This window comes from Actinosynnema sp. (assembly GCF_052038725.1).
The window spans coordinates 1-2805 of record NZ_JBQGCX010000400.1 but is presented as its reverse complement, the minus strand read 5'-3'; the positions used below and the strand labels follow the sequence as shown (position 1 = coordinate 2805).

3 protein-coding genes are annotated in these 2805 nt (G+C 74.3%); 2 read left to right on the top strand and 1 reads right to left on the bottom strand.

Features of this window, described 5'->3' with window-relative positions; genetic code table 11:
* Positions 1–418, top strand: a 418-nt coding sequence (locus ACTUAL_RS08015) for an N-acetyltransferase family protein (protein WP_440899801.1), incomplete at its 5' end; no start/stop codon positions are given.
* 16 nt (positions 419–434) lie between these two features.
* On the opposite strand, the gene ACTUAL_RS08010 is transcribed toward ACTUAL_RS08015, so the two are convergent.
* Positions 435–1016: a TetR/AcrR family transcriptional regulator gene (locus ACTUAL_RS08010; protein WP_177154332.1), complete on the bottom strand. Its 582-nt coding sequence runs from the start codon at positions 1014–1016 to the stop codon at positions 435–437.
* A gap of 96 nt (positions 1017–1112) precedes the next feature.
* On the opposite strand from ACTUAL_RS08010, the gene ACTUAL_RS08005 reads away from it, so the two are divergent.
* Positions 1113–2805: glycoside hydrolase family 3 C-terminal domain-containing protein (locus ACTUAL_RS08005; protein WP_440899800.1), on the top strand; the 1693-nt coding region annotated here is incomplete at its 3' end.

Here is a 2805-nt window from a genome sequence, read left to right as displayed (position 1 = left end):
GGGTGTGCTCGTCCGACCGCTGACCCCAGCCGACCACGACCTGCTCGACGCCGCCGTGCGCCTCTTCCGCGCCACCGAGGTCGCCGACCACACCCCGTTCCTGACCGACCCGGCCACGATCGCGTTCGTCGCGCTGGAAGGGGGCGAGGTCGTCGGCTGGGCCTGGGGCATTAGGCAGCGGCACGCGGCGGGCTACTCGCAGGTCCAGCTCTACGAGCTCGCCGTCGCCGAGGCCAGCAGGCGACGCGGGGTGGGGCGGGCCCTGCTCACCGCGTTCCGCGACCTCGCGCGCGCCGAGGGCCACCGCCGCATGTGGCTGTTCACCGACCAGGACAACACCGCCGCCAAGGCCCTGTACGCCGCCGAGGGCGGTGAGCCCTCCCCGCACGACGACGCGGGCTACTGGTGGCAGCTCTGACCCGCTCCCCCCTGACTCACTCCCCGCGCACCAGCTCCCAGAAGTGCGCCACGTGCTCGGCCATGTCCGTGCCCCCGTCGTACAGCCACGCCGTCTGCAACCCGTCCAGCAGCGCCGTGACCAGCACCGCGAGCTTGTCCGGGTCCGCCGCCGCGGGCATCCGCCCCTCCGCCTGCAACCGCCGGATCGCCTCGGCGGTGTCCGCGCGCAGCGCCCGGTACCGCTCGCCGAAGTACTCGTGCGACGGGTGCTCCGGCTCCACCGCCTCCGCCGACACCCGGTTGTACAGCCGCACCAGCCCCGGCACGCCCGCGTTGTGCCGCACCAGCCGCACGTACGCGTCCGGCAGGTCCGCGCTCTCCCCGTCGCCGAGGAACTCCGCCCGGTCGGCCTCGTCGCGCCGCCGCAGGATCTCGGTGAACAGCTCCTCCTTGGACCCGAAGTGGTGCATCAGCCCCGCCTGGCTCAGGCCCACCGCGTCGGCCAGCTCGCGCACCGTGGTGCGCCGGTAGCCGTTGCGCGCGACCAGGTCGAGCGCTGTGGTGAGGATCTCCTCCCGCTTGGCCAGCCCCTTCGCGTACGAGCCCCGTCGAGTCATGGTGGCGAATCTATCCGTTGCCACCCAAAACCGAGCGGTATACGGTGTTCGTGGAGTCAAAAACCGAACATCATACGGTTTTTAAAGGGGATGCCGATGAGCACCGACCAGCCCACCGTGCCCGCGTCAGTGGCCGACCAGGCCGCGCTCGGCAGCGGCGCGGACATGTGGACCACGAAGGCGGTCGGCGACGTGCCGTCGATCTTCGTCACCGACGGCCCGCACGGCCTGCGCAAGCAGACCGGCGACACCGACAACCTCGGCATCGGCGGCAGCGTCCCCGCGACCTGCTTCCCGCCCGCCGTCGGCCTCGCGCAGAGCTGGGACGCCGACCTGGTCGAGCGGGTCGGCCGGGCCCTCGGTGAGGAGTGCCGGGCCGAGGGCGTGTCCGTCCTGCTCGGACCGGGCGTGAACATCAAGCGCGACCCGCGCTGCGGCCGCAACTTCGAGTACTACTCCGAGGACCCGCTGCTCTCCGGCGCGCTCGGCGCGGCCTGGGTGCGCGGCGTGCAGTCGCGGGGCGTGGGAGCCTCGCTCAAGCACTACGCGGCCAACAACACCGAGACCGACCGGATGCGCTCCAGCTCCAACGTCGACCCGCGCACCCTGCGCGAGGTGTACCTGCGGCCGTTCCAGCGGGTCGTCGAGGACGCCCAGCCGTGGACGGTCATGTGCGCCTACAACCGGATCAACGGCGTGCACGCGTCCGAGGACCGCTGGCTGCTCACCGACGTGCTGCGCGGCGAGTGGGGCTTCGAGGGCGCCGTGGTCAGCGACTGGGGCGCGGTGCGCGACCGGGTGGCCGCCGTGTCGGCCGGGCTCGACCTGGAGATGCCCGGCGGCGGTGACACCGACGCGGACGTCGTCGCCGCCGTCGAGGCGGGCGAGCTGGACCCGGCCGTGGTCGAGCTGGCCGCGTCGCGGGTCGCCGCGCTGGCCGCCAAGGGCGTGGCCGGTCGCCGCTCCGACGTCGTGCTGGACGTCGACGCGCACCACGCGCTGGCCCGCGAGGTCGCCGCGCGCTGCGTCGTGCTGCTCAAGAACGAGGGCGCCGCGCTGCCACTCGCCCCCGGCTCGTCCGTCGCCGTCATCGGCGCGTTCGCGCGGGCCCCGCGCTTCCAGGGCGGCGGCAGCTCGCACGTGAACCCGACCAGGGTCGACGTGCCGCTGGACGAGATCCGCCGCCACGCGCCGTCCGCGACCTTCGCCGCCGGCTTCACCACCGACGGTTCCGGCGACGCGGCGGCCCTGCGCGCCGAGGCCGTCGCCGCCGCGGGCGCCGCGGAGTCCGCCGTGCTGTTCCTGGGCCTGGCCGCCGACCAGGAGTCGGAGGGCTTCGACCGCGAGCACATCGAGATCCCCGCCGAGCAGGTCGAGCTGCTGGCCGCCGTGCTCCAGGCCCAGCCCCGCACCGCCGTCGTGCTCTCCCACGGCGGCGCGCTGCGCCTGGCCCCCCTCGCGGGCGCGCCCGCCCTGCTGGACGCCGCGCTGCTCGGCCAGGCGGGCGGCGCGGCCGTCGCGGACGTGCTGTGCGGCGCGGTCAACCCGTCCGGCAGGCTCGCCGAGACCGCGCCCACCCGGCTGGAGGACACCCCCGCGTTCCTGAACTTCCCCGGCGAGCGCTCGCAGGTCTACTACGGCGAGGGCCTGCACGTCGGCTACCGCTGGTACGACGCCCGCGACGCCGCCGTCGGCGTCCCGTTCGGCCACGGCCTGTCGTACACCAGCTTCGAGCACCGGGACCTGACCGTCTCCGCCTCCGAGGCCGGGATCACCGCGTCGGTGACGG